Origin of the sequence: Micromonospora sp. U56, assembly GCF_018070095.1 — a bacterium.
Classification (GTDB): Bacteria; Actinomycetota; Actinomycetes; order Mycobacteriales; family Micromonosporaceae; genus Micromonospora; species Micromonospora purpureochromogenes.
This window is the reverse complement of sequence record NZ_JAGPYL010000232.1, coordinates 1-2,770: the sequence shown is the minus strand read 5'-3', so window position 1 is coordinate 2,770 and position 2,770 is coordinate 1. Positions and strand designations below refer to the sequence as shown.

The following is a 2,770-nucleotide window of genomic DNA, read 5'->3' as shown; positions in this document are numbered from 1 at the left end:
CAGCCCCAACCCGATCTACCCAACGCGGCCTGACCGCAACAAACCCACAGCCCGGCTCCGCTGCGCTACGCCGGGCGCTGCCGCCTGCCCACTCGCTCACCGATTTACGAGTCTGGAAGGACGAAGATCACGGCTGACAAGGACATGGTGTGCCAGGTCAAGGCGGCAGGTTCGTGCCCGGTGATGACCGGCCGGGGTACGGGCTACTGGCACGTGGATGGCACGGTGACATGCGGCCGTCGGCGAGGCCCACGAATCGTCAGTCAGACTTTAGGCTGACGCCATGTCGGGGGAGGGCGTGGCGTGATCGATCTGGACGAGTACAACAATCAGCCAGCCGAGGCGGGCGTCAGCCCTGACCACCGGATGGGCAGCAGAAAGATGGTGCTGCGGCTCGTCGCTTCCTTCGTAGTCGGTGTTGTTCTTGGCGGTGTCGTCGTCAGCGAGTGGCGCGACGCCCGCCAACAGCGGGAGCAGATGTCTTCGATCTCACTCGTGGCCTTCCCCGCATCAGTCGGCGGTGGAGGCTCCGCCGGTGAGGGAGTGCTCCAACTAGACGCGCAACTGGTCGTGATCAACGCTGGCTCCGCGCCGATCACGGTCCGTGCGGTCACGGCACAGACGCGTGGTCTCCTGATCCGTGGCACCGGACAGTCCGTGCCAATACGCGTCGGCGGTACCGCCTGGATCGACGTCAAGGCGCGGATTGAGTGCTCGGTCGAAATCGAGGCCGAGCCGTTGCCGATGCAGTTCTCGGTCGAGACCGGCGACAAGCAGACCAAAGAGGTTACTTCCCCTGTCCCCATCGTAGGAACCGTCTGGTACGGCGCGCCCGACCAGCGATGCAAGCAACTTGGATGACACCGGGAACGAACGCTGGAGCTGAAGCGGATCTCCTCGTCGGGCGGTCGTAGACCGTCCGGGGAGGCTGGTGCCCGGCGAGGTGATCCGCCCCCGGCTGATCTCTGAGACCTCCCACAGGGGTGTGTGTCAACCGGCGGCTCCTTGGAGGGCCGGGGTGTGGGGCAGAGTCCCAGGGTTGGCGCGGTGCGGGACGGTCGTTTCCGGGCTTTGCATCGTCGGCTCTGCCGGTCCCAGTGCCGGAAAGGCTCTGGTCTCGTCGTAGGGCTGGCCGGTGGTCAGGCAGTGGTGGAGGATGCCGAGCATCCGGTTGAACAGGTTGCGTTGCGCGGCGGTGTGCCAGTCGCCGCGGTCTCGTCGTCGGCGGTAGTGGGCCAGTGCGCCGGGTGAGGTGGTCAGGGCGCAGAACGCCCACTGGTAGCCGACCGAGGCCAGACGCTGGTTTTTGGCCTTGCGGTTGAAGACAGCGCGGCTCTTGCCGGAGGCTCGAGTGACCGGCGCGGCGCCGGCGTAGGCCTTCAACGCGCGGGCGGTGGGGAACCTGCCTCGGTCGTCGCCGATCTCGCCGAGGATGCGGGCGCCCTGCAGCGGGCCAAGGCCGGGGAAGCTGGTGATCACAGGTGCGTCGGGATGCTGGGCGAAGGCCTCGACGGTGGCTGCGGCCAGGTCCTCGGCGTTGCTGATGGCGGTGTCCAGCTGGCGTAGCGGGCCGAGGGCCTGGCGGCCGAAGGCGTGTTCGATCATCGGCGGCTGGCGGAGGTGGCTGGCGCGGAAGATGGCGTGCAGCCGGGTTGCGGTCGCGGTAATGTAGCGGCGCCGGCCGGCTTGGACGAGCAGGCCGCTGATCTGCTCGACGGTCAGAGCGGCGGCGGTGGCCGGGTCGGGGGCGGCGCGCAGCAGCGTGCGGGCTATCGGCGAGGCGAGGCCGTCCTCGACGCCGGCGGCCGCGGCCAACATCGCCGGGTAGTACTCGCGCAGCAGGCTGCGCAGCCGCAGCAGCAAGGTGGTGCGGTCCCAGACGAAGTCCTGCTGCGCGCGGGCCAGCACCCGGATGGCCTGGACCAGCTCGGTGTCGGCCGGTAGCGGCCGATGGGCCGGGGCGTCGGTGCGCAGGATGTTGGCCAGCACCAACGCGTCACCGGCGTCCGACTTCTTACGTGCCGCCGAGTGCCGATCCCGATAGCGGGACACCGCCAAACGGGTTGATCGCATAGACCGGCCGCCCGGTCGCTCGCAGGCACGCCACCAGCAGCCCGCGCGAGGTCTCGATCGCCACCGGGATCTGGCTCTCGGCACGGTCTCCGTGCTCAGCGAGCAGGTCCAGCAGCTTGGCGAACCCGGCGGCGTCATCGCCGATGCGTAACTTGGCCAGCCGCCGTCCGCTGGCGTCGACCAAGGCCACGTCGTGGTGGTCCTCGGCCCAGTCGATCCCGCACGTGATGTCCAACGCCTCCCCTTCCCTGGTCCGTGTCTTGGCTGCTCAGAGCCGGTAGGGCACGCGACGTCCTAATAGCAGGGCTCCTGGCCCGACCTCCCACAAGCCGTTCGTGACCCCAGCAGACCGCAGAGATCTCCGTCATCGGATCAGAGCTGAACGCTCACGGCTCGGCGAGAGAGGGCCTCTGCGGCAGGCTCAGAAAACGAACCCAACCACAACGCGAACAGCGACCGCCGCCGGCAGCCACCGGCGGGCGCCTGTCTCAGAGAAGGGTTAAACCCCGAGGAGGGTCAAGGCATCCCGACCAGCCCACCACCTGCGGCGATCACCGTTCGCCCCTCTATTAGGGCCTGTGTCGAAGTCGCTGCCAGGGCTTGAGCTGTTGGGTGAGGATCTACGCGTGTCGGTGGTCGAGATGTAGCGAGGTCTCCGGTATCTGGTTCAGCGACCAAGCAGAACCCGAACACCGGA

The 2,770-nt window shown here is 68.0% G+C and carries 1 protein-coding gene and 1 pseudogene; one reads left to right on the top strand and one right to left on the bottom strand.

Annotation, left to right across the window (positions count from 1 at the left end; genetic code table 11):
• Positions 1-303: 303 nt before the first annotated feature.
• On the top strand, positions 304-861 hold the full coding sequence (locus KBX37_RS33655; protein WP_210779855.1) for a hypothetical protein: 558 nt from the start codon (positions 304-306) through the stop codon (positions 859-861).
• A 234-nt stretch (positions 862-1,095) separates the two neighbouring features.
• Here the strand turns inward: KBX37_RS33655 and KBX37_RS33650 are convergent.
• Positions 1,096-2,308: pseudogene (locus KBX37_RS33650) on the bottom strand (IS110 family transposase); the annotation flags it as partial.
• Positions 2,309-2,770: the final 462 nt, after the last annotated feature.